Annotated in this window: 25 protein-coding genes and 1 pseudogene; 2 read left to right on the top strand and 24 right to left on the bottom strand. The window is 61.1% G+C overall.

Going from position 1 to position 25,892, the window contains the following annotated elements:
• The 24 genes and pseudogenes from IB279_RS19160 to IB279_RS19045 form a co-directional block, all read right to left on the bottom strand.
• A pseudogene (locus IB279_RS19160) lies at nucleotides 1-355 on the bottom strand (NAD(P)(+) transhydrogenase (Re/Si-specific) subunit alpha); the annotation flags it as partial.
• A gap of 67 nt (nucleotides 356-422) precedes the next feature.
• Nucleotides 423-1,703, bottom strand: a complete 1,281-nt coding sequence (locus IB279_RS19155; RefSeq protein WP_113189296.1) for a hypothetical protein — start codon at nucleotides 1,701-1,703, stop codon at nucleotides 423-425.
• Nucleotides 1,700-2,560, bottom strand: a complete 861-nt coding sequence (locus tag IB279_RS19150) for an ABC transporter permease subunit (protein ID WP_113189295.1) — start codon at nucleotides 2,558-2,560, stop codon at nucleotides 1,700-1,702. Before IB279_RS19150 ends, IB279_RS19155 begins: the two co-directional genes overlap by 4 nt.
• Nucleotides 2,561-2,570: 10 nt before the next feature.
• Nucleotides 2,571-3,359 carry an SDR family NAD(P)-dependent oxidoreductase gene (locus IB279_RS19145; RefSeq protein WP_113189294.1) on the bottom strand — a complete coding sequence of 263 codons (789 nt, stop codon included), beginning with the start codon at nucleotides 3,357-3,359 and terminating at the stop codon, nucleotides 2,571-2,573.
• Nucleotides 3,360-3,375: 16 nt separating this feature from the next.
• The gene (locus tag IB279_RS19140; protein ID WP_113189293.1) at nucleotides 3,376-4,353 is read right to left on the bottom strand and encodes an ABC transporter ATP-binding protein; all 978 of its coding nucleotides are present in this window, start codon (nucleotides 4,351-4,353) and stop codon (nucleotides 3,376-3,378) included.
• 14 nt (nucleotides 4,354-4,367) lie between these two features.
• On the bottom strand, nucleotides 4,368-4,610 hold the full coding sequence (locus IB279_RS19135; protein WP_113189292.1) for a hypothetical protein: 243 nt from the start codon (nucleotides 4,608-4,610) through the stop codon (nucleotides 4,368-4,370).
• Between the two features lies 1 nt (nucleotide 4,611).
• On the bottom strand, nucleotides 4,612-5,757 hold the full coding sequence (locus IB279_RS19130; protein ID WP_113189291.1) for an ABC transporter ATP-binding protein: 1,146 nt from the start codon (nucleotides 5,755-5,757) through the stop codon (nucleotides 4,612-4,614).
• A gap of 42 nt (nucleotides 5,758-5,799) precedes the next feature.
• Entirely contained in the window at nucleotides 5,800-6,657 is an 858-nt protein-coding gene (locus IB279_RS19125; protein ID WP_113189290.1) for a carbohydrate ABC transporter permease, read from the bottom strand.
• 9 nt (nucleotides 6,658-6,666) lie between these two features.
• Nucleotides 6,667-7,632 carry a carbohydrate ABC transporter permease gene (locus tag IB279_RS19120; RefSeq protein ID WP_113189289.1) on the bottom strand — a complete coding sequence of 322 codons (966 nt, stop codon included), beginning with the start codon at nucleotides 7,630-7,632 and terminating at the stop codon, nucleotides 6,667-6,669.
• A 109-nt stretch (nucleotides 7,633-7,741) separates the two neighbouring features.
• Nucleotides 7,742-9,166 carry an ABC transporter substrate-binding protein gene (locus IB279_RS19115; protein ID WP_113189288.1) on the bottom strand — a complete coding sequence of 475 codons (1,425 nt, stop codon included), beginning with the start codon at nucleotides 9,164-9,166 and terminating at the stop codon, nucleotides 7,742-7,744.
• Between the two features lie 48 nt (nucleotides 9,167-9,214).
• Entirely contained in the window at nucleotides 9,215-10,369 is a 1,155-nt protein-coding gene (locus IB279_RS19110; RefSeq protein WP_113189302.1) for an ABC transporter ATP-binding protein, read from the bottom strand.
• A 503-nt stretch (nucleotides 10,370-10,872) separates the two neighbouring features.
• Entirely contained in the window at nucleotides 10,873-11,682 is an 810-nt protein-coding gene (locus IB279_RS19105; protein ID WP_113189287.1) for an inositol monophosphatase family protein, read from the bottom strand.
• Between the two features lie 10 nt (nucleotides 11,683-11,692).
• Nucleotides 11,693-12,556 (bottom strand): MurR/RpiR family transcriptional regulator, encoded by an 864-nt coding sequence (locus IB279_RS19100; protein ID WP_256439276.1) that lies wholly within the window; start codon nucleotides 12,554-12,556, stop codon nucleotides 11,693-11,695.
• Nucleotides 12,557-12,661: 105 nt separating this feature from the next.
• Entirely contained in the window at nucleotides 12,662-13,540 is an 879-nt protein-coding gene (locus tag IB279_RS19095; RefSeq protein ID WP_113189285.1) for a sugar phosphate isomerase/epimerase, read from the bottom strand.
• 13 nt (nucleotides 13,541-13,553) lie between these two features.
• On the bottom strand, nucleotides 13,554-14,339 hold the full coding sequence (locus IB279_RS19090) for an SDR family NAD(P)-dependent oxidoreductase (RefSeq protein ID WP_113189284.1): 786 nt from the start codon (nucleotides 14,337-14,339) through the stop codon (nucleotides 13,554-13,556).
• Nucleotides 14,323-15,666 carry an MBL fold metallo-hydrolase gene (locus IB279_RS19085; RefSeq protein ID WP_113189283.1) on the bottom strand — a complete coding sequence of 448 codons (1,344 nt, stop codon included), beginning with the start codon at nucleotides 15,664-15,666 and terminating at the stop codon, nucleotides 14,323-14,325. Before IB279_RS19085 ends, IB279_RS19090 begins: the two co-directional genes overlap by 17 nt.
• The gene (locus tag IB279_RS19080) at nucleotides 15,663-16,517 is read right to left on the bottom strand and encodes a phosphoglycerate dehydrogenase (protein WP_246802039.1); all 855 of its coding nucleotides are present in this window, start codon (nucleotides 16,515-16,517) and stop codon (nucleotides 15,663-15,665) included. Before IB279_RS19080 ends, IB279_RS19085 begins: the two co-directional genes overlap by 4 nt.
• Nucleotides 16,518-16,598: 81 nt before the next feature.
• The gene (locus tag IB279_RS19075; protein WP_113189281.1) at nucleotides 16,599-17,174 is read right to left on the bottom strand and encodes a glucose-6-phosphate isomerase; all 576 of its coding nucleotides are present in this window, start codon (nucleotides 17,172-17,174) and stop codon (nucleotides 16,599-16,601) included.
• Nucleotides 17,175-17,186: 12 nt separating this feature from the next.
• Nucleotides 17,187-18,137, bottom strand: coding sequence for a shikimate dehydrogenase (locus IB279_RS19070; RefSeq protein ID WP_192339532.1), 951 nt, complete (start codon nucleotides 18,135-18,137; stop codon nucleotides 17,187-17,189).
• Between the two features lie 7 nt (nucleotides 18,138-18,144).
• Nucleotides 18,145-19,644, bottom strand: a complete 1,500-nt coding sequence (gene glpK / locus IB279_RS19065; RefSeq protein WP_192339530.1) for a glycerol kinase GlpK — start codon at nucleotides 19,642-19,644, stop codon at nucleotides 18,145-18,147.
• 23 nt (nucleotides 19,645-19,667) lie between these two features.
• Nucleotides 19,668-20,717, bottom strand: coding sequence for a galactitol-1-phosphate 5-dehydrogenase (locus IB279_RS19060; protein ID WP_113189279.1), 1,050 nt, complete (start codon nucleotides 20,715-20,717; stop codon nucleotides 19,668-19,670).
• Nucleotides 20,714-21,772: a zinc-dependent dehydrogenase gene (locus IB279_RS19055; protein ID WP_113189278.1), complete on the bottom strand. Its 1,059-nt coding sequence runs from the start codon at nucleotides 21,770-21,772 to the stop codon at nucleotides 20,714-20,716. Before IB279_RS19055 ends, IB279_RS19060 begins: the two co-directional genes overlap by 4 nt.
• 4 nt (nucleotides 21,773-21,776) lie before the next feature.
• The gene (locus IB279_RS19050) at nucleotides 21,777-22,610 is read right to left on the bottom strand and encodes an SDR family NAD(P)-dependent oxidoreductase (protein WP_113189277.1); all 834 of its coding nucleotides are present in this window, start codon (nucleotides 22,608-22,610) and stop codon (nucleotides 21,777-21,779) included.
• Between the two features lie 60 nt (nucleotides 22,611-22,670).
• The gene (locus IB279_RS19045; RefSeq protein ID WP_309142300.1) at nucleotides 22,671-23,312 is read right to left on the bottom strand and encodes a bifunctional 4-hydroxy-2-oxoglutarate aldolase/2-dehydro-3-deoxy-phosphogluconate aldolase; all 642 of its coding nucleotides are present in this window, start codon (nucleotides 23,310-23,312) and stop codon (nucleotides 22,671-22,673) included.
• 207 nt (nucleotides 23,313-23,519) lie between these two features.
• Here IB279_RS19045 and IB279_RS19040 point away from each other — a divergent pair, with 207 nt between their 5' ends.
• Both IB279_RS19040 and IB279_RS19035 read left to right on the top strand, forming a co-directional pair.
• Nucleotides 23,520-24,155 (top strand): HAD family phosphatase, encoded by a 636-nt coding sequence (locus IB279_RS19040; protein ID WP_113189275.1) that lies wholly within the window; start codon nucleotides 23,520-23,522, stop codon nucleotides 24,153-24,155.
• Nucleotides 24,156-24,260: 105 nt separating this feature from the next.
• Entirely contained in the window at nucleotides 24,261-25,865 is a 1,605-nt protein-coding gene (locus tag IB279_RS19035; protein WP_192339528.1) for a GMC family oxidoreductase, read from the top strand.
• Nucleotides 25,866-25,892: the final 27 nt, after the last annotated feature.

Here is a 25,892-nt window from a genome sequence, read left to right as displayed (position 1 = left end):
TGTCCATGGCGATGACGTTGGCGCCCTTTTCCCTGGCGAGCTCCAGAAGTTCGGCATTCTGGCCCGGATAGAAGAACGAGATCAGCGTCTTGTCCGCAGACAGATAAGCGACCTCGCTCGCCTCGGGTGGTCGCACCTTGACGATCACATCCGAAGAAGCCCAGAGCGCGTCTGCCGACGAAGCCACCTCAACGCCCGCGGCCCGATAGGCATCATCGGAAAAACCGGCGGCAACGCCAGCGCCCGTTTCGATCAGGCATTCATATCCCAACTTCCGGAGCTGCACGGCACTCTCCGGCGTCATCGCCACGCGCGACTCGTTCGCCACACGCTCCTTCAGCGCTCCGATCTTCATGTAAAGAACCTCTCTTTCACCGGCGCCACGCCGGCTCATCTGTCATCCTGGGAATGGAGTGAGTTGTCTATTCTGTCAACGGACCGCTCTTCGGGGCGCCAAGCTTGCGCAACCTGGCGCCGAACCAGCCGACGAGCGGGAGGAACGCCAGACCCAGCGCTAGACCACTGTGTCTCGGTTGCACGACCACGACATCCCGGTTGAAGCCAGGACCTGTTGTCGTCTTTGTCGAAAGAGAACCTGAAGCGGACGCACCGAATGCCGGCACGGTGATTGTGAAGGCGGTCAAATCTTCCTTCTCCCCTTCCTTGGCGGCGCGAACGCGGTAGCCAAAGCCGGATCCGGCCGCCTGCTCGACCTTCAGTCGCGACAGGGTCGTTTCCGCCTCAACCTCTCCGAAACGAAGATAGGCAACCGCAGCCGCCGCAGGTTTACGGCGGACCCAGATATCCCGGCCGGGGACAGCTTCGACCTGCGGCGAGACCACCGGCAGATACTCCGTCTCCTCGAAGCGGTCGGCAGCGCTGAGCATCAGAAAGAAGGTAGCACCTGGGCGCACGAAGATCCGTGCATCCTCCTGGTTGCTTGATAAGGGGCGTGTCCAGCGCTCCTCAGGGACCACGTCGCCGACAACGACCTCGCGACCGGCGATATCCGCGACCTCCAGCCGACGAGCCGTTCCGGGAACGGGTGCGCCATCCACATAAAGCACCATCTCATAGCGGCCAGCGCCAAGGGCGAGCCGGTAGGCGTGGGCCGGTTTCGTCACGAGTTTGAGGCTCGGCCGCGGCAGCGCTTCAGGCGGCGGGATGATTTCGGCAGGCGCGTCTTTCGCGCGGGCGGCTCCGACCTCGACGAGCTTCTTTTCATAGGCCGTCTGACGTGCCATGCCCTCAGTGTAGCGGCGATTGAATGATCTCTCCTCATCCTGGTAGGCTTCGTATTCCCCGATCGCCGCCTTACCCCATAACAATCGCCCGTCACCGTTCACGGCTCCCTGCGGATAAAGCACCGAATAGGCGGATGGCCGTATGGATGCCACTTCGCGGCCGTCCTGCGTGATCTTGAGAACACCCGCCATATCCTGCCGCTTCTTTTCAAAGTCCACATAGACCTGCCGCGAGAGGGGCCAATAGTACTCCTCCGTGCTGACGAACGAGAGCGCGCTGTCCTCGCCCGCTATCAGGTGCAGTGCAGGCGACTGCGACGGTAGGAACATTTCCCGAAAGCCAAATCCATCCCAGACGCGGCCCGTCACTACGATGGCATCGCGGCGTTCGGGCTCGATCGCCTTTGCACTGCCTCCAGCCAGCACCATGAGGAAAAGAGCAAGGAGAATGTGTCTCATGCGCTCGTTCCTTTTTTGCTGGCGACCAGTCGGGCAGCGACCAGCAGGACGATCGTCAGGCCGACGGAGGTGGCCATCTGCATTACACCTGGGGTGGCCTGCGTGAAGACTGCCTGAATGAGCAAGGCGACGCCCGCGACGGGCGACAGACCATGCAAAAAAGGAGCGATGCCTCCGAGCAGGGCGCGCAAGTAGAGCGCGAAGAGGCTCATCTCGTCGGCGGTCATGTTGCGTAGCAGGCCGAGAAGAGCCTCGTACACCGCAAGCAGCAAGACCACCGACAGATAGGAGACGACAGCACTGCGGACCGAAGACGTCCAGGCAGAAATCAGCAGTCCCAATCCCATTAGCGGCAAGACGAAGGTGACGGAGCCCGCAAGCGAAAGAAGCTCCCTTGCTCGAACAACACCTGCACCGAGCGGCTGGGCGAGGAGGAGATAGAGACAATAGAGCCCAATGAGCACGAAGAGCACGACGAGTTCGACGAGGTACTTGGACACAATGATCGCCGACCACGACACTGGCCCCACCAGTAGTACCTCAAGCGTGCCGTGTTCCCGCTCCCAGCTCAGCCCGCCGGCAAGGCGAAGGCCAAGCACGAGGCCAAGAAATGCAATGACGGCGGCGTTCAACCCGGCGAGGGGATCGGTGGCCACGACGACGGACTCGGTTTCGAACGTGTTCAGAAAGCCCGAGCCATAGAGATAGGCCATCAGTGAGATTACAGTCGCCACCAGCCAGAACCAGATGGCATGGAACTTCGCCTCCGCCTCCCGCATCACCAGGAGAGCAGTCTGCCGGAAGAGACCAGGAGGATTGAGGTTCAATCCAACGAAAACGGGGCGAACGTGTTCCATGGCCGAATTCCTACATCACGGTCCGGATGAGGCCCCCGTCAATCCGAAGTGCTGCACCGTTGACGATGCCAGTGCGGGCAGAGCCAAGGAAGGTGACGAAATCCGCCACCTCTTCCGGCTTTGAGAGGCGTTGGATCAACGAGGTCGGGCGGTTTTCGGCGACGAAACGACGCTGCGCCTCCGGCGTCGGGACACCGGGATAGAGGCCGGCAATTAGATCAGCGACCCCTTCCGTGCTGCACGGGCCGGGCAGGACGGAATTCACCGTAACGCATGTCCCTTTCGTGGTTTCGGCAAGATTGCGCGCCAAAGAGAGCTGCATGGTCTTCGTAGCACTGTAGGCCGGCATTTCCGGAGCCGGGTTGATGCCGGATTCGCTCGCCATGAAGATGACACGGCCGGCGTCGCGGGCGAGCATCTTTGGCAGGTAGTGGCGGGCGAGGCGCACGCCGCTCATCACATTGACTTCGATGAGCTCGTACCAACGGTCATCACCGGCCTTGTAGATGTCAACCGCCTCGTAAATGCCGAGATTGACAACCAGTACGTCCACGTCGGGACAATTGGCGATAAGCTCCTCGCAACCCTCCCGCGTGCCGGAGTTGCCGACGACGGATTCCAGTTTCGCGTCCGCGACTTCAGCGCGAAGACGCGCCACGGCGCGCTCGACGGTGTCTGCGCTGCGTCCGTTCAACACGACCGTCGCACCCTCGCGGGCCATCGCCCGCGCAATGGCGAAGCCCAGGCCTCCGGTCGAAGCGGTGATCAGGCAGCGGCGTTCTTTATAGCCCAGGTCCATCAGTCAAAGTCCTTTCTCACGTCAAGGCGGCGGCCAATTGGCGGCCTGCCGAAGGTTCGGGCCGGGTGAGGCCAAGGAAGATATCCTCCAAGGTCGGAGCGTATGCATCGACGGAGAGAACCGTCAGGCCCGCCGCGGACAACAGACCGACAGCGCAGGCGCGCGCTGCCCGCGCATCGCCGGGCGACGTCTTCAGAACAAAGCGCACATGCTGCGGTCCAACCTGTCGGCCTTCAGCGATTTCGCAGATAGACGCGATTGCCCGCAAGGCCTCGGCTGCCGGTTCGAAAACCTCGGCCTGCAAGGTGCCTTGCCCCAAGCCCGCCGGAGCGATGTCGCAGGGCCGGCCGGCGGCAATCACCTCACCTTCGCGCATGAACACGACGCTATCGCAGACCCGCTCCATCTCGGCCAACTGATGGGAGGAGAACAGGAGCGTGACGCCGTCCGCCTTCATCTCTCGAAAGATAGCACGCATATCGGCAACGCCATTCGGGTCGAGGCCGAGCGTTGGCTCGTCCAGCACCAGGAATTCCGGCCTGTGTAGCATGACGCGCGCGAGACAGGCCCGCTGCTGCATGCCGCGCGAGAACGTGCCGAGCCGGCGATCAGCCGCCTGACTTAGACCGACGCGGTCGAGCGCCTCGCGGACAGACGAAGTGGCTTCCGGCACACCGTAGAGATGGGCAAAAAAGCGAAGATAAGCCCTCGCTGTCATGTCTGGGTAGGTACGCGGCCTCTCCTGAAGGTAGCCTATTCGAGCCCGCAAGGTGGCGAGACGGTTCTTATCGCGGATGCCCAAAAATTCGATCGTGCCCGCATCCGGCTCCACCAACCCCATGATCATGCCCATGACGGTGGTCTTGCCGGCTCCGTTCGGTCCGAGGAAACCGGTGATTTCGCCGCCCGCGACGGTGAAACTGGCTTGCCGGACGGCGCGTTTCGTGCCGAAGGCTTTGGCGAGCCCATCTACGACAAGAACATGCGTCGTCATCGTCGGCTTCCTTCTCAGTAGACCATCGGCATCATGTAGAGCCGCGTGAGATTGATCACGATCATGGTGACGCCGGCGGCCAGGAGAAACTCCATCGGCCATGCCAGAAGTTTCACGCGGTCGTTCCATAGCTTCAGCGCCACGATCACCACGACCGCCGTCAGCGAGGCAGGCCAGTGCGACACGTCGCCGGTCATGACAGTGCAAGAACCAAGAAGCAGCGCCAGGATGACGCACAGCACGAATATCCCCTGCATCTCAAATCTCCTCGCTTTCGGATTGACTGGCTGCTGCTTGCGCGATCGTGCGACCCGAGCCCGGCTCGAACAGATAGATCCAGTTCGGATCGAAACCGGCGTAAAGACGGCTGCCCTCCGCCTTCGCCAGATGAGCTGTGTCGGTCGTGGAACTACGCGTCGTGACAGTCACGCCGCCGCATTTCAGAACGTAGAGGTTCTCCGCCCCGGTGGGTTCAAACGAATAGAGTTCGGCAGCAATGCCGTGCTCGACGTCCACCCGGTCACCGACCGATATGTGTTCCGGCCGAACACCCAGCCTCACCGCTTGTCCGACAAGGTCTTCGACGCCGTTCTCGCGCGCCCAGACCTCACCGAGCGGAATGACGAAATCTTCGGTCGTGGCAGCGATCCGGCCCTCGATGCGGTCGATACGGACGTCTAACACATTCATCTGCGGCTCACCCACGAAAGTGGCGACGAACTCGGTGGCAGGACGTTCGAAAATCTCGCGCGGGGTGGCGAACTGAAGCATCTCGCCGTCCTTCATGACGATGATGCGATCCGCCATCGTCATAGCCTCTAGCTGATCGTGCGTTACGAAGATCGTAGTGACGCCGACACTCTTCTGGATGTGGCGCAGTTCAGTGCGCATCTGCCCACGCAATTGCGCGTCGAGATGGGACATCGGCTCATCCATCAGGAAGACGTCCGCGTCGCGCACTAGCATGCGGGCGATCGCCACGCGCTGCAGCTGACCGGCCGAAAGCTGATCAGGCTTGCGTTGCAGCACTTCGGTTATTTGCATGGTGCGCGCGACAGCATCGACCTTTCTGGCGATTTCAGCCCGCTGGAGCCGGCGCACTTGCAGCGGATAGGCGATGTTTCCGAAGACCGTCAGGTGGCGATAGAGACCATAGTCCTGAAACACCATGCCGACATTGCGATAGCGCGGACGCAGGAAGCTGACGTTGCGGCCACCGATTGCAATCCGCCCGCTGCTCGGCATTTCGAGGCCCGCAATCATGCGCAGCGTCGTCGTCTTGCCGCAGCCCGATGGGCCGAGAAGGAAGACGAATTCGCCGTCGTTGACGGTTATGTTCACGTCGTTGACCGCCTGGAAAGCGCCGAACTGCTTCATCAGGCTGTTGATCTCGATTTCAGCCATAACGCTGCTCCCGTGCGTTGCCTGTGTTGTTGTAGAGGAACTTCACTTGCGCACTACCCCTTGCGACAGGCCGCTGATCAACTGACGCTGCAAGAGCAGCACGAAGAGGATGAGCGGCGCAGTGATGAGGACGACGGCGGCGCCAAGCACGTTCCAGTGAATGTCAGCCCCGATCGAATAGGCCATGATGGCCGGCGGCATAGTCTTTGCCTGGTTGCTCGTGAGGAAAGTGGCGAAAGCGAACTCGTTCCAGGATAGGATCATAACGAAGATCGCAGTCGCCGTGATCGATGGCGCCATGACCGGTAGGGTGACCTTGCGGAATGCGGCAAACCATGTGTCGCCGTCCACCATCGCAGATTCCTCGTAGCGGCGAGGAATGTCACGGAAGTAGCCGGTCAGCATCCAGACAACGAAGGGTAACTGCATAGCGGTGTAGAGGATGACAAGTCCGAGCAGCGTATCGAGAAGGCCGGCGGTCTGGAACGTCACGAAGATCGGGATGAGGACCGCGACCGGCGGCATCATGCGGTTGGTCAGAACCCAAAAGGACACGTCGTCCCGACCGGGAAAATCGTAGCGCGCCAGCGCATAGGCGCAAAACATACCAATCGTCACCGAGAAGAAGGTGGAGGCGAGCGACACGGCCACGCTGTTGAAGAAGTTTTTCAGGATGCCCTTCTCGGAAATCAGATAGTTGAACGCTTCCAGTGACGGCGTGAAAAACCAGGTGGGCGTCGCCGAGGACGACGTCGCGCCATCCATAAAGCCCGTCATCACCACCCAGAGATACGGAAGGAAATTGACGATGCAGACGAGCATGAGGACAAGATATACCCACCAGTTACGCTGAACCGGCGCGACGTCGGGCGATACCATCGTGTAGCTGAGCTTCTTCATGGGAACCTCCTATTCGGCCACTTCGGTCTTTGACCGGAAGACGCGGATAAACACGAAGCTCATGACGATGATGATCATCATCATGATCAGCGACAGCGCTGCAGCTTTTGACGCATCGAAGAATTCGAGACCTGTCTTCGTGAGGTAGACATTCAGTGTTGTGGTCGCGTTTCCCGGGCCACCGCGGGTCATGATCACGATCAACTCATAGGTGCGAAAGGCGTCCATCGTACGGATGATCACGGCGATGAGGATCGCCGGACGCAGGAGCGGCATGGTGATCGTCCAGAACACTCGCCAGGAGCCCGCCCCGTCGATTTCAGCCGCCTCGTAGGGCTGGCGCGGAATAGAGGCCAGGCCGGCCGACAGCATCAGGAACATGAAAGGCGTCCATTCCCAGACGTCGACGAAGACAAGGGTCTGGAAAGCAATGACCGGGTCGGACAGGAAAGGGATTTCACCGAGACCCAGCGCCCGCGTGATACCGCCGACGTAATAGGTCATGAGGCCAGCGCCCGGATAGAACATGTAGCGCCAGATGAGCGCGGCCACGAGCGGCGGCAGGATCATCGGAATAAGGATGAAGATGCGCATGAAGGCGATGCCGAAGAGCTGCCTCTGGAAGAGCAGCGCAAGCCCGAGGCCCAGCCAGAACTCGATGAATACAGCCTGTACGGTAAAGAGCAACGTCTTGCGCAGCGCGTGCCAGAACTCCGGGTCCTGAACCACCGCCTGATATTGGTAGAGCCCGACGAAGAACTGCGGAATGTAGGGCTTGGACAGGATGACGTTATGGCTCGCGATATAGAGCGAGTAGAGAAAAGGATAGATGCCGAGCGCAAACAGGATGATCAGCGTCGGCGCCATCAAGACCCAGGGAAAGATCGTCCGGTTCGAGGGACCGAAACGGGACAGGAAGCCCCGCTGCCCGAAGGCCAGCATCGGGGTTGCAGTGGTGTGTTCCGAGATCGACATGTCTCAGTCCCCTTGCATTGCGATTGAGAAAGGGCCGCGCGCTTCAGGAAGAAACGGGCGACTGGCGGCCAAGACCGGGCGCTGATCGCGCCCGGTCGAGGCCCAGGGATCAGTTCCACTTCGACGGCAAGCGGTCGTAGTAGGTCAGGTCACGCCATTGCTGTTTCGGCAGGTCGTCGCGGCCGGGAATATAATAGCCACCCTTGCGCATCGCCTCGGTCATCCGCTTTTCCATGTTGGCAGCGGCCGTCTTGCTGTCGATCTCGCCGATCCAGACGCGGTTGCCTTCCTCGCCCATGATGTCAGAAATCTCAGCCCATTCCGGCACGCGGATGCGCTCGTCCGGATTGGTTTCCTTCAACATGAAGTCATAGACCACCGGCCACCAGGGCTGATATTTGGCAAGCGTCTCGCTCTTATAGGTGGAGTGCCGCGAAGGCCCTGCCCCATACTGGGTCGCGCGCGTCTGTATGTCCTTCGATGTCAGCCACTGAATGAAGGTCCAGGTGGCTTCCTTGTTCTTGGAGTCCTTGGAAAGGCCGAGCGACCAGGCACCGAACCAGGGGTCTATCACGCCGTTCGGGCCGACCGGCGTGTGGAGATGGACGTTTTTGCCGGCGACCTTCGCCTGGCTTTCGGGGTCCTCGAAGAACCCCTTGACGAAGTCCTGATAGTTCCAGGTGCCGAAGGCATTGCCCGCCTGGTAGACGGCCGTCGCCTCTCCGATGCCCCAGTTGGCGCTGTCGGATGGCATGAACTGCTTGAAGCTGAGGAAATAGTCGATCGAGGCAACCGTGCGCTCGTTATTGATCGAGATCTTCCAATCCTTGTTGACATATTCATCGCCCTTGGTCTCTGGCGTCTGGAAGGCGTAGAGATAGGGCAGATACGTGACGCCCCAGAACCAGCGGCCTGGGATGTTGGCAAAGCCGATCATGTTGCTTTCGGGGTTATTCACCTTCTTGGCGGCGTCGAACATGTACTGCGTGGTGAATTCCGGCGAGAAGCGTTCCGGCAGCTTGAAGCCGGCCTTTTCCGCAATGTCCGTGCGGAAGGTGGTACCGACAGGGCCAGCGCCGATCGGGATCGTGAAGAGCGTGTCGTTGAAAACGCCCGTGCCACTGATCACGCGCGGCAGGAAATCATCGATATCGTAATCGGCGTCCGTGAGGTCCTTATTGTTAACGTAGGGCATCAACGGCTCAAGGAAGCCGGCGGCGGCGTATTCGGCAAGCCACATCACGTCCACGGCAAAGAAATCATAGGTGCCAGTGCCTTGCTGCATCTCGACCAGCGACTTCTGCCGATAGTTTTCGAAAGGTACCTCGTCGACGACGATCTTGATGCCGTACTTCTTCTCAAACTCCGGGAAGAACTTTTCGAGTGCGGCGAACTGGGGCATGGACGGGGCAAGGAAATGGATGGTCGTCCCGGAAAGCGATTTCTGCGCCTCAGTCTGGGCGTGCAAAGGCAACGCCAGCGTCCAGAGCGCAAGACCGCCCGCGAGCGCGGCCGTAGTTTTGATCACGTTCATTCTCTCCTCCTCAGGTTGTAAGTGCATGCGTCTCCGCACCACGCCAAGTCAGGCGTGGAGTCTTGTCTTCCCCTTTGTTGTGAATCGCGCCTGGCGCATGGTGCGGCCCGCGCCCGCATCGAAGAGATAAGCGAAGTCCGGATCGATCCGGAACGAGATCGGCGCCCCAATGGTGCGGGAATAGTTGAGCGCCGTGTCGATCGATGACATCACACGGATCACCGCACCGTCGACCTCGATGTCAAAGATGACACGCGAACCCAGAGTTTCGACCGCAAAGACGGTACCGCTTACCTTGCAAGAATGCGCGCTGTCGGCCGCACACAAAGAAAGATGCTGCGGACGCAAGCCCAGGAGATACGTCTCGCCAGTTTTCAGCGGCTCGCCATCCTGTATCCAGTCACGGTCGACCTCAATGCTGGCATTTCCGATGCGCAGGAAATAGCGCCCGTTCATTTCCGAAATCGCCGCCTGCATGACGTTCATCGGCGGCTCGCCGATGAAGGTTGCAGCAAAAAGTGTTGCCGGCCGGTCGAAAAGGTCCTGCGGCGCCGCGATCTGCTCGATGCGTCCCTTGTTGATCAGCACGATCCGGTCCGCCATGGTCATGGCTTCGAGCTGGTCATGGGAGACATAGAGCATGGTCGCGCGGAAATCGCGCTGCAGACGTTTGAACTCCACGCGCATGCGCGCCCGCAATTGGGCGTCGAGGTGGGATATCGGCTCGTCCAACAGGAAGACATCGGCATCGCGCACCAGCGCCCGGCCGATCGCCACGCGCTGCTGCTGGCCGCCGGAAAGCTGGCTCGGGCGGCGCTGCAGCAGCTTTTCGATCTGTAAGGTCTCGGCGACGCCGGAAATGTGGCGGCGAATATCGGCGTCCGGCATCTTCCGGATGCGGAGCGGATAGGCGAGGTTCTCGAACACCGTCAAGTGCGGAAACAGCGAGTGCTTGTCATAGACCATGGCAAGGTTACGCTCGCGCGGGGTCCAGCGGGTTACGTCGCGGCCACCGATCATGATGCGGCCGGCGCTCGCCTCCTCAAGTCCGGCGACGAGGCGCAGCGTAGTGGTCTTACCCGCGCCGGAAGGGCCAAGCAGGAAAACCGCCTCGCGGTCCGCCACGTCGAGCGAGATGCCGTTCAGTGCAGCAAAACCTCCCTTGAAGGCCTTTGCCAAATTTTCAATCTGAAGGTCAGCCATCGTCATTTCGCCCCGAAGTCAGAGAAAAGCGCAGATCGCGCCGCGCGGTCGTTCGCACCAAGACAGCCGTAAAACAGCGCGCAAGCGCTCAATGGGATCTCATTCACCGCGCAATCCTCCCTTTCCTGCACTCCACTGCAGGCATCGTCACGCATCAGAAGCGCGCGCCTTTTTCCCTTGTTCTGGTTCGGCACCGGATCATCTGCGGTGATGTAGAATTAATTTTTTTGCATGCGTTTTGCAAGAAAAAAAATTTGATACGATCGCAAATCTACGGTTTCGACTTTCACGCGATCTCCGTTTGAGCCAGGAACACCGTTCGTCCAATGCGTAAAGGATCAGTCCAGCAGGCACGGCTTACGCAGGATCAATGGTTGGCCCAGTAACCGGACCGACCCTTCGTCTCGGATGAGCACAAGGGTATATTAGCCGAATGCGAAAGCCGCATTCGTCGAATTATTCAAAAACTGCTTTTAGAAAGGAGACGCGAAGAACCGACGTCGTTAGGCGATCTGAAAGAGATCACCAAGTTCGCCATAAAGCGTTGAGCTGCTCGCCAGGACCAGCCCTCCGCTTGCCAGGGGCGTATCCGCTTGCGGATAGGCCGTGAAACGACCTCCGGCCACCTTGATGAGTGCGAGCCCCGCCACAGCATCCCAGGCCCACATGTGACGCTCGAAATAGCCGTCTACGCGGCCCGCTGCGACATAGGCCAACATCAGGGCACCGGCGCCCACCTGCCGGAAGCTGCCGCCGGCCAGAAAGAGGCGTTCCGCGTCGGCCGCAAAAGCTGACGGCGGAATGCGGTGATTATGTCCGAGGCCAAGGCTTGTTCGCTCGAGGCTGTCGGTGGCGCTCGTCGAGATCCGCGCACCGTTGAGGGTTGGCGCGATCCCGTCGGAACCGGCGAAAAGTTCGTCGCGCACCGGATCGTATACCACACCAAGGATCGGCTCGCCCTTAGACCAGAGGCCGATCGAGACGCACCAATTGTGCGCGCCCTTCAAGAAATTCGACGTGCCGTCGAGCGGATCTACGCACCAGACGTATTCCGCTGCCTCCGCTCCGGAAATGCCTGTTTCCTCGCCGAGGAAACCATCATTCGGGAAGGCCGGTCGCAGAATGGCTGCGATTACCTCCTCGGCCTCGCGATCGGCGATCGATACGAAGTCGTTCAGACCCTTCCGCTCGATAATCAGTTGGCTGCGACGGCCGTAGTGGGCAAGCAGAAGGCGCCCGGCTTCGCGGGCAGCATGCTCGGCGACAGCGAGACGAGTTTCCAGCTCGCTGCTGTAATTGAGTGCATCGGCCATCTTAAATCCTTCAGTAGCGTGTCAGGGCGGTCACGTCAGAGGTACGCTCAAGCCCTTCAATCGCCCGGCCAAAGTTGCGAACTGCGTAGAGCGAGTAGAGCACATCGATCACTTGAAGCTGCGCGATTTTCGAGACCATGGATTCGTGATATTCGCCCGGCCCGACGACGCCGGTAATGGTGGGCGTGAAAAGGCAGATATCCGCGTGCCGCACGATCGGCGAATCTGGAAAAGACGTGATCGCCAATGTCGTGGCACCCTGAAGTTTTGCCTGCTGCAGGCTGTCTACCGTCGAAATGGTGCGACCGGAATTCGAAACGCCGATCGCCAGCGACTTCTGCCCCAGCGTCGAGGTGGAGATCTGCCGGATTCCAAGGTCGCGGAAGAAGAGGCACCGCTTGCCGACCCGCATGAAACGCAGGAGCGCATTTTCCACACAAAGCAATGAGGCGCCCATGGCGAAGAAACCCAGCACGTCGGCCTCCTCGATCGCCTCAACGGCGCGCTCCAACTCCTTTTCCGCAAGACCGGCGCGGGTATCGGAGACGGTCATGGCGTAGCGGGCGGCGACCTTCGACAGAACCGACGACGTGTCGTCCTGGTGGGTGATATCCTCATAGACGTGGCGATCGGAGAGCGGCTCGGTGGTCGCCGCGCCCTGGGACAGCTCTTCCGCTATGAGGATCTTGAATTGTTGAAAGCTCTGGACATCGATCTCGCGCACGAACCGGGTGACGGTGGATTCCGACACCTCGCACTGGACGGCCAGATCCTTGATCGAGATGGATTTGATCTCCCCCGGCGCCTTCAGCACCCGGTCGGCGATGCGCCGCAAGGCCGGGTTCATATATCCGGCCTTCCAGCGAATTCGCATCAGAATCGATTGCCTGTTGTCCGTAGAGTTGTCCATCGATCACGACTCCGACTGTTTCGTCGCAATTCTATAACCGGCAAGCTCGCAAGAATGAAATTTCTTTTTTTACCAGACCCTGCATCCGGCCCTCGCATTTTCCCGCATAACGCGCAGGACGTCATAGGCCCGGCGCGCTGCCTCGAAGGAATCATCCCACGCTTCGCGCCATAGACGCACACCCCCAACAAGCGCTTCACCAAGCACGCGCGAGGAAAAGGCTTCGACGGTAAAGTCTCCTCTATAGCCGGCGCTTTCGAGCGCGCCAAAGTAGGCCGGCAGGTCGAAATGCCCGCCCCCGAGCGCCCCGCGGTTACTATCGGCCACATGGGCGTAACCGAGGAGGGGGGCATTGCGGTGAATGGCCGCGGCGATGTCGCCCTCTTCTATGTTCATGTGGAACGTATCCATGTGAATGAAGAGGTTGACGCCACCCGACGCGCGGATCAGGGCCGCCGCCTCGTCGAGCGTGTTTACAAGATAGCTCTCGTAGCGATTAACCGGCTCCAGCCCGATGCGAACACCCAATTCGCCTGCACGCCGATCGAGCAGTGAAAGGCTTTCGGCGACCCGCGCCCGCGCGTCCTTCGTGGCCGGTGCGCCGTAGCTGGAAAAAGCTGCGTAGGTGATGCCAGACACGGCTGGCGCGCCGAGTTCCGAGGCGATCTCCAAGGCCCGGGCGACCGTCTCCTCGCCGCGTCGGGCAATTGCCCCGTCAGAGGAGGAAATATCCGCGTCGGGACTGAGCGCCATGCCCAAGCGAAGCTCCAGCCCCGCCTCACGCACCACCCGCCGGGTAAGCGCAACGTCGAGCGCCGACGGGTCGAACATCAGCACCTCGATCAGCTCAAAACCGATCTCCGCCGCAGCCCGGCAACTCGCCGCGGCCGTCTCCCCCGACCAGTCGTCGGTGAAGACGAGGCTGTGAATTCCAAGTTTTCCGCCCATCCGTCCCTCCCAATCAGCCGAAGATTGACCGGATCGTACCGCCATCGGCCCGGTGGCAGACGCCGTTCATGGCGCCATTGGTCATGAGTTGCACGATGCCTCGACCGTGGTGGGCGGGATCGATGAGTTTCTGGATGAGGTTGGAGGGTTGGACGTCTCGGTAAAAGTCGGCAAGCGTCTGCTCGACGGTCTTGCCCTGCTGCGCGGCGAGATCGGTGAAGTAGGTTTCTACCGATTCCGTGGCGGTCGAGCCCGGCATATAGCTGTTGACGCGCACATTCGTTCCGCGCGTCAACTCCGCCAGCGAACGGCTGAGGCCAAGCATCGCGGTCTTGGTGGTGGAATATGGCGTCATGTTGCCGATGGAGCGGATCGCGGCTTCCGAGGAGATGAAGACGATGCTGCCGTCGTTGCGCGCCAGCATGTCCTTCATCACCAGACGCGTGATGCGGATTGCAGTCATGAGATTGTGCTGGAAATATTCCATCCAGCGATCATCGCTGACCTCGAAGAAGTCGTTGACGTCAAAGACGCCGATATTGTTGACGAGGAACGAAACGGGGCCGAAGCCGGCTGCATAGTTTGCCAATGTCTGGGCTCCCTCCTGCGTCAGGAGATCGGCGACGACGCCGTGAGCCCGCGGACCGATCGCCGCCGCAGCCTTGTCGAGCTTGGCCTGATCGCGACCATTGATGATCACGACTGCGCCCTCCTCGTGGAAAGTTCGGGCGATTGCGTGGCCGATGCCGGTCGCCCCGCCTGTCACGATGACGATCTTGTCCTTAAGTCCGAAATCCATGGTCTTCACTCCCTTGTCTGTCATTCCGCTGAGCGGTCCGCGCGAATTGCGACAATCGCTCGCACGCGGCGCTGATCTGGTCGTATACGGCCTCGAACGCCTCCCGCGATTGTCCCCACGGATCGATTATCGACGTTTCCGCACCCGGCGCGGCATAGGCGCCGAGACGGCCGATGCGAGCGTGGCCGCCCTCCGGACGGAGCGCCCGGATTGCTTCCATGTTGTGATCGTCCATGCCGAGGATCAAATCGAATTCCTCGAAGTCTGTTTTTCGAATCTGCCGCGCCACCAGCTTGTCCAGTGCGACGCCGCGAGCAGCCGCGACGGCCATGGTTTCGCCATGCGGCGGCCTGCCAACGTTCCAGTCCATGATGGCGGCGCTGTCGATCCGGTGGCCAGGCAACGCCGCGCGCAAGATGCCATCGGCGGTTGGCGAGCGGCAGATGTTGCCGCGGCAGACGATGAGAACTGAAAGCGGGGGCCGCTCGACAGGGGCGACACGGTAGGCCGTCGACATTTCTGCCATCCGAACTTCGGCCTGCGGCGTCAACGCGGCCAACCTTTGCTCCCCTTCTTCGGGATCGAGCGTGTTGAAATCGAAGAGGCCGAAATGATGACCGATCACGGCCCGCGTGCCGATCTCATCGGCGAGCGCCACAGCCTCTTCGAGCGTCAGGTTGCCCGGCACGCCATTTGCGGCGCGCAACGCGTCCCGCCCGTTGACCGGCAGAAGGGCCAGATCGACCCGGAAAGGCATCAACCATTCCGCAAGGCCCGGAAAGGGTATGGTGTCTCCCGAATGCCAGAGCGTCACCCCGCCGCCGGAAAGAACATAACCGAGGAAGAGATAGCCATCGGCCGTGCGCCGCAGATCCTCGTGCGCTGCGGGTGTCGCCGTGACGATGACACCGCCGAGGTCGACGCGCTCGCCGGCGTCGATCAGCAATAGGCGCGCTTCAGGAACTCCGCGATCGATGGCGCGCGCCTTCTCGGCGCGCGGGGCAAGCACCTTCGCCTGGGGGTTTGCCGCAAGCAGCGCCGGGATCGTGCCTGGATCCATGTGGTCGGTATGTCCATGGGTGCATAGCAACCAGTCGACGTTGCGAAGGGCGGCCGGGTCGACCGGGGCAGGCGCCATGCGCTCGTGCGCAAAGCGGGTTCCCCGGTATTTTTCGGCAAGCGAGTTGGAGAGATAGGCGTCGATGACGATGTTGAGGCCGCCCTGCCGGATAAGAAAGCCTGCCTGACCGAGCCAAGCAAGCGTCGCGCCCTCCCCCGCCTCAAGGCTTTCCACCTTAGAAAGAGGCTCGGCCTCGATGACGCTCATGGCCGCACCAGATTCTTCAGCAGGTTGTCGACTGCGACGCTCGTCGCTCGATCGACGCTTTCCTCGGTGAAGCCGCCTGCATGTGGGGTGAGGATCACGCGCTCATGGCTCAGCAACGCGGAACTTTCCGGCGGCTCGTGATGAAAGACGTCGGTCGCAAGCGTGGTCACCTGCCCACTTTCAAGGGCCGCCAACATCGCCGCGTCGTCGATCAATTCGGCCCGTGCCGTGTTGACGATGATCACGCCCTTCTTCATGCGCGCGAGCGTGGTGTCATCAAGAATGGGATTTTTCCCTGGCGGACAATGGAAGGAGACCGCGTCGGCCGACACGAGCGCTTCCTGCAGTTCGGCGAAACGGAATCCGGACGGCGCAAAGCGGTTGTCGGGATAGGGATCATAACCAATCACCTCCATTCCAAGGCCAAGCGCCATGTCCACAACCTCGCGACCGATCGCACCGCAACCGATGACGGCGAGCCTGCGTCCTTTCACTTCCTGACCGATCCGTCTGCGCCATTCTCCCTTGGCGAGGTGTTGATGCGACCAGGGAATATGACGGTAGGATGAGAGCAGGAGCCCGACCGCAAGTTCTGCAACGCCACGGGCGTTCGCACCCATGGCCCGTTCTACAGCTATGCCCCGCGCTTCGGCCTCCTGGAGGTCGATATTATCGACCCCAGTGCCGTTGCGGCTGATGACGCGCAAGTCCTTCGCCGCATCCAGAACCCGAACGCCAATCGGTTCCACGCCGGCAAGCCAACCGACGCAGCCGGGAATAGACCTGAGCAATTCCTCCTCCGACGGCGTCTTTCCGGGTGCGGGAAAGACGATCTCGAACCCTTCGTCCATCAGGCGCGAGAGCACCGGATGGCCGGAAGCGGATAGCGAACGGGGCGTTACGGCAATCCTACAGGACATCGTTCTGCTCGCTCAACCGTTCCAGCGGGGATTGTCGATGACCGTTGGCTTGCCATCACGCTCGACCATCAGTTTGCGGAAGCCCTTGCTTTCGATGGTGCCGTAGTCGTGTCCGGCATTGCCTGGAAAGGCGAAAAAAGTGACCAAAGGTTCGGTCGGATGCACGTTGATCGAGCGATGCGCCCAGCGGCCGGGCACGTAGACCGCCTTGCCGGGCAAAAACTCCAGCCACTCCGTCTTGCCCTCGGGCGTTTCCATCATCATGTAGCCGTGGCCGCGCAGGCAGTAGTAAACCTCGGCGGTATCGATGACCGTGTGGAAGTGGCCCTTGGTCATATGATATTCGTCGCCGACCTTGCCGGGATAGGTGATCGATGTGCCATAGGCGACGTCTTTCTCGCTGTCGGGAACGCCCATGTCGTAGAATTCGTAAAGCAGCGTATCGCCCTTCGCCAGTTGTGCCTCAAAGGCCGCCTGGTCATGAAACATGCCCTTCATTTTGGAGAGCGTGCGGCGGATCGGCTCGCGCGTCGAGCTGAGGCCATTGGTAAGGTTGAACTCGTGAAGGCTGGGAAGCATGTCGGTCATTGCAGCGTCCTTTCAGGCAGTTGCGTCACGGGCGATGCGGCTTAAGGCATCGAAGGCTGGCCCGGACATGGGGATATCGATGTCGAACACTTCGGCGATCACGCGCGTCCAGCCATGGATGAAGTAGACCCACCCATCATGGACCGTGAGGTTTCGCGTGTTGGCCGCGGCGCGGGCCTGGTCGAGGAAGACGAGGTCGCCACGATAGTTGAATTCCCAGACGAGTCCGCCTTGCGGGAACCGGACCGCATCGGTCAGCGGTGAGCCCGGCCCGTCCTTGCCGAGGCCTGTTGCGTTGACCACCACGGAGCCGGCAGGCAGCTCTCCAACCACCCGGTCTGCCTCTTCCGGCGTCGGGGCGAGCCGGTATTCGACCGGTATCGAGAAGTCGATCTCGCCGTGCACATGGCGCATCTCGGCGAGCGAGGGTTCGCGCCGCGCCGTCACGATAAGGTGCGCCGGCACGTCTCCTCCAGCCTGTTTCTTGTTGTGCAGATAAAGCGAAAGCGCCAGCGAGGAACCGCCAGAACCCAGCACGCAAAGTGCCCCGCCAGTGCGTGCCCAATACCCCTCGGGAACGATCGCCTCGAAGCTTGCACCCGCCGTGATTGGATCTTTCGCATGGCCGACGAGACGCCCGTCGCGCTTCGAGATAGAGCTGATCTCGTGCAGAGTGCGCGCATAGGGGTCGAGGTCGTCGAAAAGTTCGCGCGATGCCTTCAACAGGTTGACCTTGTGGGTCGTTACCAGCGCACCCAGCGACAGGCGATCTGCTTTTATGAACTCCACCGCGCTGCGATAGGCGGCCGGATCAGAGTTCGGCGAGAAATCGATACCCTTCATCTCAGCGTTCAGGCCGAGATGCTCCGACCAAGCCGGAAAGACCTTCATGATCGAAGATTTTCCGGTCGTGACCCCGATGAAATACATCGTGCGCCGGGCTGCGGGAGCATATGCCATCAAGACGTCCTCATTCGTGCTCGGCCCAGTCCCGCGACCGTTCGATGGTGCGGCACCAGCCGTGATAAAGGTGGTCGGCGGACGCGCGGTCCGTCGAAGGTTGGAATTCGCGGTCGAGCGCAAACGCGGTGTGAAGGTCTGCCAGATCCTTCCAGTAACCGACAGCGAGACCGGCCAGGAATGCTGCGCCGCGGGCGGTGGTGTCGATAACCTTCGGCCGCAACACCCGCACTCCGAGCTGGTCCGCCTGGAACTGCAACACGAAATTGTTCATCGCAGCCCCGCCGTCGACCTTGAGTTCGGCAAGGGCAATGCCGGAATCGGCCTCCATTCGATCGATCACATCGCGGATCTGGTAGGCCATGGATTCCAGCGAAGCGCGGATCAAGTGATTGCGGTTCGCCCCGCGGGTGATGCCGACAATCGTGCCGCGGGCATACTGATCCCAGAAGGGCGCGGAAAGGCCGTTGAAGGCAGGTACGATATAGACGCCGTTGGTGTCGGGAACTTCGAGTGCCGCGGCTTCGGTTTCAGACGCGCTGTGAATGATCTTCAGCTCGTCGCGCAGCCACTGCACCACCGAACCGACGGAAAACAGGGTGCCCTCAAGCGCATATTCAAGCTTTCCACCGAGACGCCAGGCGATCGTGGTCAACAGGCCGTTGTCGGAGGTGCGTATCTGCGCCCCAGTGTTCATCAACAACGTGCCGCCAGTGCCATAGGTCGCTTTCACCATGCCTTCGGCAAAACACGATTGGCCGAAGAGCGCGCCTTGCTGGTCGCCGATCGAGGAGGCGACCGGGATTTCGGCACCGAATAGATCGGGATCAGTTAGGCCGTAGACTTCGGAACTGTCGCGCACCTCGGGCAGAATGGAACGCGGCACGTTGAGTTCAGTGAGCAGCCGCTCGTCCCAATCCCCGGTATGGATGTTGAAGAGGAGTGTACGGGAAGCGTTCGAGGCGTCCGTCACATGGGCGCGGCCGCCCGTCAGGTTCCAGATCAGCCATGTGTCGATCGTTCCGGCTGCAAGTTCGCCACGCCTTGCGCGTTCGCTGGCACCGGGCGTGTTTTCGAGGATCCAGGCGAGCTTGGTACCGGAGAAATAGGCATCGATAACAAGCCCGGTTGCCTCCTTTACATAACGTTCCAGCCCCCTCGCCTTCAGTTGGTCGCAAACGCCGGCGGTGCGGCGGTCCTGCCAGACGAGGGCATTGTGCAGGGGGACGCCCGTTTTGCGATCCCAGATAAGGCAGGTTTCGCGTTGGTTGGTGATACCAATGGCTACAACCTGGTGCGCCTCGATGCCGGCGTTGTGCATGACCTCCCGCGCCACAGAAAGCTGGGTCGACCAGATCTCGCTGGCATCATGCTCCACCCAACCGGGCCGCGGATAGATCTGCCGGAATTCTCGCTGTGCGAGCGAGACGATGTTGCCCGCCCTATCGAACAGGATCGCCCGAGCACTGGACGTTCCCTCGTCCAGCGCCATGACATAGCGCTCCACCATAATGTCCTCCTCCCAGACATGCGTCAGTCGTTCGGCTTGAACAGAATCTTGTGATACCTGCCGAAACTTCGTTCTTTCAGTGCCTTGAAAATGGACGGCGCCTCCTCAAGCGTCGCCCGGTGCGTGATCAACGGCTCGACCGTCAGGCGGCCGTCCGCGAGCAGACCGATGATGTCAAACCACTCCTTTCCGGGGAATGGAAGCGAATAGGAGTTCCAGGATCCGATGACCTGAAGCTCTTCGCGCACGATCCGCGCAAAAGCCTTCTCCGCAAAAGTGACATCTCCATAGGCCGTGCCGTAGAGCATGATCGCGCCCTGTTTGGCGGTCACCATGATGGAGAGGTTGCGGCCGGGCTCGGAGCCAGCGCATTCCAGCGCCACCTGGACGCCGCGGCCACCGGTCGCCTCCTGCACGCGGGCGACGACATCGTCCCGCCCTGGGTTGAGGCAGAGATCCGCGCCGACCTCACGGGCAAGCGCCAGCTTGTCGTCGTCGACGTCGATGGCGATCAGCGGCCGCGCGCCCGAGAGCTTGGCAAATTGTAGCGCGAAATAGCCGAGCGCGCCGCAGCCGATCACAGCGACCGCGTCGCCGAGCTTGATGTCCAGCTTGTGGATCCCGTGCAGGATGATCGCCGCTGGCTCAATGGTGGCTGCCACCTCATAGGGTACGTTGTCTGGCACCTTCAGAACGTTCGTTGCAGGCGCGCAGAGATATTGCGCGAAGGCCCCGTCGCTGCGCGAACCCATGAAATCATAATCGTCGCACAGATGGAACTTTCCGGCCTCGCACCACTGGCATTTGCGGCAGGGCATGAGGGGCGCAACGGCAACCCGGTCGCCAACCTCGAGATGGCTGACGGCGCTGCCTACCTTCTCGACCCTTCCGGCAAATTCGTGACCGGGAATGGTGGGGAAATGGTACGTGCCTGTCACCATGACGCGCCCGATATCCGAGCCACAGATGCCGGCGGCCTTGACCTCAACCAGGACATCGTCTGGGCCGATTTCAGGAATGGGCACCTGCTCGACCCTGAGGTCGCCGGGCGCATGCAGTACGGCCGCCTTCATTGCAGTTTCTCCTCCTGCGGATGGATGATCGTCTTCATGCCCTTGCCTGATAACGCGTGCTCGAATGCGGCAACCGCGTCCGCCATGCCGAAACGATGGGTAACGACGTCAGTCACCTTGATCTTTCCGGTTTCGACGAGGCGCAGCGCACGGGCGTAGTCCTCGACACTGGAGCCGGTCGAGCCAAGGAGCTTCAATCCCCAATAATGGACCTTGTTCGTATCGAGCTCGACGCGCGTCCCCTTGTTGAGGCCGGAAAAGAAGTTTATCCGGCCGAGCCGCGCCAGACAGGACAACGCTTGAGCCTGAAGCTCAGGCGCGGGTGCACAGGTCAGGGCGACATCGACGCCACGACCGCCGGTCAGGCGCATCACCTCATCGACCACGTCGACCCTGCTGGAATCCACCGTATGAGTGGCTCCAAGCGGCGCGATCTCCTCAAGCCGTTCAGCGCGGCGGCCAACGACGACCACCTGACGCGCACCATAGGCCTCCGCAAGTTGCAGGAACATGCCAGCGATCGGCCCCGTGCCAAGGACCAGCACCCGGTCCTCCGGCGTCACGGAAAGATCCTTCCAGGCGTTGAAGCAGCAGGAAAGCGGTTCGACCAGCGACGCCTCCTCGTAGCTCATCGTCTCGGGGATCTCGAAGAGGTTGCCGCCAGAGATGGCCCCCGCAGTGACGATCATGTACTGCTGAAAGCCGCCGTCGATATCGATTCCGAAGGCCTTGTAGTCCGGGCACATATTGTTGAGGCCTTTGCGACACATGTCACAGTGGCCGCAACCGATGTTGGGCACGGCGCAAACCCTCTGGCCCGGCCGCCAGTGCGACACGTGCCGGCCGACCTCGATGATCTCGCCCGCAAGCTCATGGCCAAGCACGCGCGTGTCATTCACCCCGACACGAAAGTGGCCGCCGCGGAGAACCTTGAGGTCAGTGCCGCAGATCGAGGCTGCGAAAACGCGGACCAACACCTCGTCGTCGCGGGGCTGCGGGCGCAGCCTTTCCTCAAGCGCGATCCGGCCCTTGCCCTGATAGACGGCGGCCCTCATCGCGTCAGACCTCCATGCCGTAGCGATGCGCCTTGTGGGTCGGGTAGAGCGAGATGGTGGGAATGGTGACGTCGGGCGTGCGCGTGGCGACATAGAGCGCCAGCCAGGCGACGTTGTCGACGTCGATGCAGGAGGCATGGATGCCTTCCTTGATTTCCTTCTCGTCGAGCCAACCGTCGACGTAGGCTTCCAGATCGCCGTCGTAGAGACCCTTGTCGATGATCTCGGTCATCGGAGTCTTGACGTGACTCGGATTGAGCACCGTCACGCCAATCTTTTTGTCCTTACCTTCCAGAAGGATGTTCTTGGAGAAACCCAGCATGCCGTGCTTTGAGGCGCGGTAGGGGCTGTGGCCCGGACCAGAAGCGACGCGGGTCGACGACGAGCCCATATTGATGATGCGACCGCCCTCGGCCTGCTTTTCCATGTAGAGGAAAGCTTCCCGGCAGCAGAGGAAAACCGCCGTCAGGTTCGGCCCGATCGTCTTGTTCCATTCCTCAAGAGTGACACGCGTGACTGGTGGGGCGAGACTGTCACGGCCGGCGGAATTGACCACCACGTCGACAGAGCCGAAGGTGTCGTTGACCTGCTTGAAGAACGAGCGGACCGTTTCCTCCTCGCAGACATCAGCAAAGATCGGCAGCACCGTGCCCCCGGCCGCCTTGATTTCGCCGGCCACCCGCTCCAGGCGCTCGCGATCGAAATCGATCATCGCGACTTTCGCACCATTTTGCGCATAGATGCGGGCGACGGCTTCTCCGATGCCCGAGGCTGCGCCCGTGACGATGCAGGATTTGCCCCTGAGGGACAAGCCCTCGGACAGGGTGTTGCTGGCCATTTGAAACCTCCATGTTTCCGCTCCTTGCGGAGCCTGTTTCCGTTGTCTTTGGGGAACCGCTCAGCCTTTTCGGGTGAGAGCGACGGCCTCGGCTGTCAGCCGGGAAATCTCTTCGAATTTCCCGTCTCGAATGAGCTTTGCATCCACCATCCAGGAGCCGCCACAGGCCATGACCGCAGGCAGCGCCAGGTAGGATGCGAGATTGTCCGGGCCTATGCCGCCCGTCGGCACGAAACGCATTCCCGGATAGGGACCGGTCAGAGCCTTGATGAAAGGCACGCCGCCGCTGGGTTCGGCCGGGAAAAACTTCACGACCTCAAGGCCGGCGGCCATCGCCTGTTCGACCCCCGTCGGATTGTTGACGCCCGGCACGATCGACAATCCCGCAGCCTGCGCCGCCTCGACGATCGCCGGATTGAAGCCCGGCGTCACGATGAACTGCGCGCCAGCCGCACTGGCGTCCGCCAATTGTGCCTTCGTCAGGACGGTACCCGCACCGACGAGCATGCCTGGCACGTCCTTGCGGATGCGTGAAATTGCTTCCGCAGCCTCGTCCGTGCGGAAGGTGACCTCCGCCACCGGCAGTCCGCCTTCCAGCAAGGCCCTTGCAAGCGGGACGGCATCCTGCGCGCGCTCCAGCACGACGACCGGCAGGAGGCGGGCAGCGGAAATCCGCGATTGTACGTCAGTCCGAGCCACCACGTTTTGTGCCTTTCCAATCGAATTTGCTTCCGTGCCAATTTGATAGAATGAAATTCACTGTTGCGCAATACATAAAAAAATGATTTTTATTTTTTACCGGCAGCGAGCGCTGCGGAGCCCTCCAACCGTGGTGATCCCCGCATCCCTGGGCAACCCTTTCTTCCGGAGAAGCGGGCTCCGGACCAGAACGGAAGCAGCAGAAGAAAAATGAAAAAGGCAGTCTTGTGGGACATGGACGGCACGCTTGTGGACAGCGAGGACATCGCAGTTGAAGCGCTTGCTTTTGCGATGAAGGAGGCGGGCCTGGCGCCGCCACGCGATCTAAAGGAGCGCGTCGTCGGCCGCTCTGCCGACGAGATCTATCGCTACCTTGTTGAGACGTTCGGGCTGCGCGCCGATCCAGGGGAATGGGAGGAGCGCAAGCACCACCATTATTTTCGCGCAGCCGGCGCGCTGCGCGGCTATGAGGACGCTATTCGCAGTTGGCGGCGGCTGGATGCGGCAGGTGTTCGCCAAGCGGTTGTCTCGAACAGTGATCGCGCCATCGTGGATGTGAACTTGCGCGCTGCCGGCCTTGTCCGCCCAGGTTTGATAACGGTGGCGCGCAACGACGTGCTGTACGGGAAACCCCATCCGGAAGGCTACCTGCGCGCCGCCTACCTCCTCGGTGTCGAGCCGCACGAGTGCCTGATCGTGGAGGACAGCGCCAGCGGCGCAGCCGCCGCTCACGCAGCGGGAATCGAGACCGTTTTTGTTCCTCACAGCCACAGCGCAGCACCCGAAGGCGTGCGGCCTCTTTCCTCAATGCAGCAACTGGAGGAACAGGTTCTCGCCCTTGCGTGAACGGGTCTTGCTCTAATTTTTCCAATCCTTGCGTCTCTTCTTCCGATTGACGCAAGTTCGCATCCCAAATAAGATATATGATATATTATTATCTGGGAGGAATAAATGGTTGATTACATCGTGGTGGGCGGCGGCTCAGCGGGCAGCGCGCTGGCGGGGCGGTTAGCGCTCGCCGATGCCGGGACGGTCCTAGTGATCGAGGCCGGGCCGCGCGACACCAACCCGCTCATTCATATCCCGGCCGGTTTCGTGAAGCTGCTCGACAGCGACCTTCTCTACCACTACAAGACCGAGCAGCAGGCGGCCTTGAACGGCCGAGCGCCTGTCATGCCGCAGGGCGCCGTCCTTGGCGGCGGCGGATCGGTAAACGCCGCCATCTACGTCCGCGGACAGCGACGCGACTATGACGACTGGGCACGCCTTGGAGCCGATGGTTGGAGCTATGGCGACGTATTGCCCTATTTCCGACGCGCGGAAGACAATGACAGGCTCTCCGACGCCTACCATGGAACCGGTGGGCCGCTCGGCGTCTCGGACCTTAGGCAGGTGACCGATCTGACGCGCGCCTTCGTGCGCAGCGCGCAAGAGGCGGGCATTCCCTTCACGCCGGATTTCAACGGCGCGCGTCAGCGTGGCGTCGGCTTCAACCAGACCACGACGCGCAACGGCCGGCGCTGCAGTGCCGCGGTCGGCTATCTCCGCCCTGCGATGAAAACCGGCAACCTCGAAATCCGCACCGGCTGCCTGGTCACGCGCATCCTCTTTGAAGGTGACCGTGCGACGGGCGTTGAATATGTGCGCAACGGCAAGATGGAAACCGTCCAAGCCGACAAAGAGGTCATACTGTCGGGCGGCGCAGTACAGACACCCAAGCTTCTGATGTTGTCGGGCGTCGGCCCCGAGGCGGAACTTCGCCGGCATGGCGTCTCCGTCCGGCACCGACTGGAGGGTGTCGGCCAGAACCTCCAGGATCATCTCGAGTTCCCCGCCATCCGCTTTTGCACAGGGCCATACGGTTACTACGGCGAGGACAGCTTCTTTCGCTCCATCCGCAACGGCCTGCAGTATCTCCTCTTCAAGTCCGGCCCGGTCATGTCGAACGTCACCGAGGCCTGCGCCTTCGTCAACGTGGACGACATGGAGGCGGAACCGAACGTCCAGATGCATTTCGTGCCGATCGTCTTCATGGACAGCGACCAGGAATCGGTCAAGCGCGCCGGCGCCACGGTAAACCCTTGCGTGCTGAGGCCCGAAAGCCGCGGCGAGATCCGCCTGAAATCTACCAATCCCGCAGACCATCCGATCGTCGACCCACGTTACCTGACGGCTCCGGAGGACATGCGCCTTTCCGTGAAAGGCCTGAAGCTCGCCCGCGAAATCTTGGCGCAGCCTTCCTTTGCCGGCTATGTCGAAAAGACCGAGGCCTATCCCGGACAGACGATCGCGGACGAAGCAGCACTTGGCGCCTACATCCGCTCAAAGGGAAAGACGGTCTACCACCCCGTCGGCACCTGCCGCATGGGCCGCGACGAGATGGCGGTTGTCGACCCGCAATTGCGTGTCCACGGACTGCGCAATCTGCGCGTTGTGGACAACTCCGTCATGCCGACACTCATTTCGGGCAACACGAACGCAACGGCGATAATGATCGGCGAGAAGGCGTCGGATATGGTGCGGGGCGTCATGCCCCTTGCGCCATCCAACGCGTGATGCACATTGTGCGTTGACGTCGAATAA

The sequence above is a fragment of the Ensifer sp. ENS06 genome, assembly GCF_014852205.1.
Classification (GTDB): Bacteria; Pseudomonadota; Alphaproteobacteria; order Rhizobiales; family Rhizobiaceae; genus Ensifer; species Ensifer adhaerens.
This window is presented reverse-complemented; position numbering and strand designations above follow the sequence as displayed.

Excerpts from the sequence above, each read along its gene's own strand:
- IB279_RS19095 (WP_113189285.1), bottom strand. The coding sequence starts at position 13,540 with ATGGGCGGAAAACTTGGAATTCACAGCCTCGTCTTCACCGACGACTGG.
- IB279_RS19035 (WP_192339528.1), top strand. The coding sequence starts at position 24,261 with ATGGTTGATTACATCGTGGTGGGCGGCGGCTCAGCGGGCAGCGCGCTG.
- IB279_RS19075 (WP_113189281.1), bottom strand. The coding sequence starts at position 17,174 with ATGACCGACATGCTTCCCAGCCTTCACGAGTTCAACCTTACCAATGGC.
- IB279_RS19135 (WP_113189292.1), bottom strand. The coding sequence starts at position 4,610 with ATGCAGGGGATATTCGTGCTGTGCGTCATCCTGGCGCTGCTTCTTGGT.
- IB279_RS19110 (WP_113189302.1), bottom strand. The coding sequence starts at position 10,369 with ATGGCTGACCTTCAGATTGAAAATTTGGCAAAGGCCTTCAAGGGAGGT.
- IB279_RS19050 (WP_113189277.1), bottom strand. The coding sequence starts at position 22,610 with ATGGCCAGCAACACCCTGTCCGAGGGCTTGTCCCTCAGGGGCAAATCC.
- IB279_RS19040 (WP_113189275.1), top strand. The coding sequence starts at position 23,520 with ATGAAAAAGGCAGTCTTGTGGGACATGGACGGCACGCTTGTGGACAGC.
- IB279_RS19100 (WP_256439276.1), bottom strand. The coding sequence starts at position 12,556 with ATGCGAATTCGCTGGAAGGCCGGATATATGAACCCGGCCTTGCGGCGC.
- IB279_RS19150 (WP_113189295.1), bottom strand. The coding sequence starts at position 2,560 with ATGGAACACGTTCGCCCCGTTTTCGTTGGATTGAACCTCAATCCTCCT.
- IB279_RS19080 (WP_246802039.1), bottom strand. The coding sequence starts at position 16,517 with ATGGACGAAGGGTTCGAGATCGTCTTTCCCGCACCCGGAAAGACGCCG.
- IB279_RS19120 (WP_113189289.1), bottom strand. The coding sequence starts at position 7,632 with ATGTCGATCTCGGAACACACCACTGCAACCCCGATGCTGGCCTTCGGG.
- IB279_RS19090 (WP_113189284.1), bottom strand. The coding sequence starts at position 14,339 with ATGGATTTCGGACTTAAGGACAAGATCGTCATCGTGACAGGCGGGGCG.
- IB279_RS19085 (WP_113189283.1), bottom strand. The coding sequence starts at position 15,666 with ATGAGCGTCATCGAGGCCGAGCCTCTTTCTAAGGTGGAAAGCCTTGAG.
- IB279_RS19055 (WP_113189278.1), bottom strand. The coding sequence starts at position 21,772 with ATGAGGGCCGCCGTCTATCAGGGCAAGGGCCGGATCGCGCTTGAGGAA.
- IB279_RS19125 (WP_113189290.1), bottom strand. The coding sequence starts at position 6,657 with ATGAAGAAGCTCAGCTACACGATGGTATCGCCCGACGTCGCGCCGGTT.
- IB279_RS19130 (WP_113189291.1), bottom strand. The coding sequence starts at position 5,757 with ATGGCTGAAATCGAGATCAACAGCCTGATGAAGCAGTTCGGCGCTTTC.
- IB279_RS19115 (WP_113189288.1), bottom strand. The coding sequence starts at position 9,166 with ATGAACGTGATCAAAACTACGGCCGCGCTCGCGGGCGGTCTTGCGCTC.
- IB279_RS19060 (WP_113189279.1), bottom strand. The coding sequence starts at position 20,717 with ATGAAGGCGGCCGTACTGCATGCGCCCGGCGACCTCAGGGTCGAGCAG.
- IB279_RS19105 (WP_113189287.1), bottom strand. The coding sequence starts at position 11,682 with ATGGCCGATGCACTCAATTACAGCAGCGAGCTGGAAACTCGTCTCGCT.
- IB279_RS19145 (WP_113189294.1), bottom strand. The coding sequence starts at position 3,359 with ATGGACCTGGGCTATAAAGAACGCCGCTGCCTGATCACCGCTTCGACC.
- IB279_RS19155 (WP_113189296.1), bottom strand. The coding sequence starts at position 1,703 with ATGAGACACATTCTCCTTGCTCTTTTCCTCATGGTGCTGGCTGGAGGC.
- glpK (WP_192339530.1), bottom strand. The coding sequence starts at position 19,644 with ATGGTGGAGCGCTATGTCATGGCGCTGGACGAGGGAACGTCCAGTGCT.
- IB279_RS19140 (WP_113189293.1), bottom strand. The coding sequence starts at position 4,353 with ATGACGACGCATGTTCTTGTCGTAGATGGGCTCGCCAAAGCCTTCGGC.